We start from the raw sequence: 2706 nt of genomic DNA, 5'->3' as shown, positions 1-2706 counted from the left end.
CGACGCGCAGATTGCCTGTGAGCAATCGCGCTTTCGGACGCTGCGCCAGCGTGCCCTCTCTGAACTCAACAAAGACCTTGATCACCATGGATAAGCAAGAACTCGTGGTGCGAGCTTTACACACGACCCAGGGGCCGGGACTGGATGTCTACGCCTTCTTCATTCGTGGCGGCGACATCATGAAGATCGCCGATATCTCGCGCGTGGAGCGTGACGAACGTGATGCCCTTAAAGGGTTTCAGCGTCCGGAAATTCAGCAGCACGTCAAAGAGATCGTCGAATACCTCGATCAGGGCAACGTACTGTTCCCGAATTCACTGATCCTCGCGATGGCGCCTGATGTGCGTTTCACAGCCTCACGCGGCACCCGGCCAGCCAACGACGAAGGTGTTGGGCAAACGGGGACGCTGACCATTCCAATTTTTGAGGTCGGGAACCGGGTCGCTTGGATCGTGGATGGACAGCAGCGCTTGCTTGCACTGTCACGCTCGACGAATCAATCATTTCCCGTCCCGGTGGTAGCGTTCGTCTCAGACAACCTCGAAGTACAACGCGAGCAGTTTGTCTTAGTCAACAAGGCAAAACCGCTGCCGCGCCGACTCATTGACGAATTGCTTCCAGAAACCCGCAACGTCCTACTGCCCCGCGACCTGCGCAAGAGAAAAGTGCCGAGTGAGTTGTGCAATTGGCTCAACCGCAATAGCAAGTCTCCCTTTTATAACCTGATTAAGCGCCCATCCGACAAGAAGGACGATGGTACGGCCGTAATTACCGACACTGCAGTGGTTGAGATGATCCGCCAAAGTTTGTCTAATCCACTGGGGGCGCTGGCGCCCTATAAACCGTCAGATACTGACCCGGGCGACGTCGATGCCATGTGTACGATTCTCGTCACTTATTGGTCCGTCGTGCGAGACGTGTTTCCAGAGGCGTGGGGAAAAGATCCGCGGCAAAGCCGCCTCATGCACTCGGCAGGCATTTTGGCAATGGGCGTGCTGATGGACCGCATTTATGCGCGCCTGTCTGGTACTAATGAATCGTATACGGCCGTGCGCAAAGAAGTGGAAAAAGTGGCGCCATTGTGTCGCTGGACATCGGGTGTGTGGGAATCCATCGGCGTTCGTTGGAACGACATTGAAAGCACTTCCCAAGACAAAAGGCGCCTACAAGAAGCACTGATCCGAGCTTACATGACTGAAGCAAGAAAATGAAGTTTCTTTACTCTGATACCCAGGACTACGTTGATCCTGAGTATGACTTTATCAACGATCGGAATGCGCCGACGCGGCAGCGCTACTGGGGTGATCGGTATGCGCATGAGATCATGCAGCCGACACCATATGATGGTTTGTTGGTCGCCATGAGCGCAGTGGTCCCGGCGCCCGGGGTTGCTTCGTCCAAGGTGCGTTACTCGACTGCAGAGCGGCATCGCATGTTGCGCGATGGCGTTCGTACGTTCTTGCGACTGGATGGCCCGCAATACAAAGACGCCATGGTCATGGGCGATTGCGGCGCTTTTGCCTACGTCCAGCAGGAAAAGCCAGCGTACTCGCCGCGGCAGGTATTCGAGTTTTATACGGCAGCTCGATTTACGCATGGCGTGTCACCCGACCATATTATTTTTGCCTGCGACACCGACAACCCACCGCGCGAAGCGGTAGAGGAAGATATTCGCTTCCGCTTTGACTTGACCCTAGAAAATGCACGCGAGTTCATGCGTATTTGTGAGGATGCAGGCATGCCCTTCGAGCCCATGGGGGCTGTACAAGGGTGGTCACCGCAGAGCATTGCGCAAGCAGCGAAACAACTCGAGGACATGGGTTACCGCTACCTGGCGATCGGTGGCTTGGTGCCGCTGAAAGTCGATGTAATCCACAAGGTATTGCGCGCGCTGCGCGACGCGATCAAACCAGAAACGAAGATCCACTTGCTGGGCTTTGCGAAAGCCGATTCGATCCAGCATTTTACGGATTACGGCATCACCAGCTTTGACTCGACCTCCCCATTGATCCGGGCGTTTATGGACGAGAAGGCGAATTATTATGTGCCGAAAACAGATGGCAGCCTTGAATATTACGCGGCCATCCGCATTCCGCAAGCCATCGAAAACAACCGTCTACTGTTTGCCTTGTTGACTAAGACAAACTGCTCGCGTTGTACTTCGAGGTTGTCTGATACGAACGTTTCCAGCGGGACGTGAAATGATTGATTCGTCGGGCGTGACAGTGCAGCTGTTGCCGCTGTCCTTCCTCGATCCAAGCGACCCGGTTCGCGACCTGGGCAATTGGATTGGTCAGCGTCCCTGTTTGTCCAACACCTTCGTGGTTGGCTGGCCGGGTGCCGCTTGAGGCTGTGATTCGCACATCAAGCGCGTTTGCGAGGATCTGTGAATTCGGGAACCGTACGTTGCCCTGATCGAGGTATTCGACGATCTCTTTGACGTGCTGCTGAATTTCCGGACGCTGAAACCCTTTAAGGGCATCACGTTCGTCACGCTCCACGCGCGAGATATCGGCGATCTTCATGATGTCGCCGCCAAGCGAATGAAGAAGGCGTAGACATCCAGTCCCGGCCCCTGGGTCGTGTGTAAAGCTCGCACCACGAGTTCTTGCTTATCCATGGTGATCAAGGTCTTTGTTGAGTTCAGAGAGGGCACGCTGGCGCAGCGTCCGAAAGCGCGATTGCTCACAGGCAATCTGCGCGTCG

3 protein-coding genes are annotated in these 2706 nt (G+C 55.2%); 2 read left to right on the top strand and 1 reads right to left on the bottom strand.

Features of this window, described 5'->3' with window-relative positions; genetic code table 11:
* Positions 1-86 precede the first annotated feature (86 nt).
* Positions 87-1211, top strand: a complete 1125-nt coding sequence (gene dbpB / locus ACWNCF_RS03565; protein ID WP_449406044.1) for a DGQHR domain-containing protein DpdB — start codon at positions 87-89, stop codon at positions 1209-1211.
* Positions 1208-2200 carry a tRNA-guanine transglycosylase DpdA gene (dpdA, locus tag ACWNCF_RS03560; RefSeq protein ID WP_449406043.1) on the top strand — a complete coding sequence of 331 codons (993 nt, stop codon included), beginning with the start codon at positions 1208-1210 and terminating at the stop codon, positions 2198-2200. The genes dbpB and dpdA overlap by 4 nt, the downstream gene beginning before the upstream one ends.
* On the opposite strand, the gene ACWNCF_RS03555 is transcribed toward dpdA, so the two are convergent.
* Complete coding sequence (locus ACWNCF_RS03555; RefSeq protein WP_449406042.1) at positions 2136-2525, bottom strand: hypothetical protein; 390 nt, start codon at positions 2523-2525, stop codon at positions 2136-2138. The genes dpdA and ACWNCF_RS03555 overlap by 65 nt on opposite strands.
* Positions 2526-2706: the final 181 nt, after the last annotated feature.

The organism is Massilia phosphatilytica (assembly GCF_977014125.1).
The sequence above is the reverse complement of the archived record's forward strand: the minus strand, read 5'-3'. Positions and strand labels throughout refer to the sequence as shown.

Excerpts from the sequence above, each read along its gene's own strand:
- ACWNCF_RS03555 (WP_449406042.1), bottom strand. The coding sequence starts at position 2,525 with ATGAAGATCGCCGATATCTCGCGCGTGGAGCGTGACGAACGTGATGCC.
- dpdA (WP_449406043.1), top strand. The coding sequence starts at position 1,208 with ATGAAGTTTCTTTACTCTGATACCCAGGACTACGTTGATCCTGAGTAT.
- dbpB (WP_449406044.1), top strand. The coding sequence starts at position 87 with ATGGATAAGCAAGAACTCGTGGTGCGAGCTTTACACACGACCCAGGGG.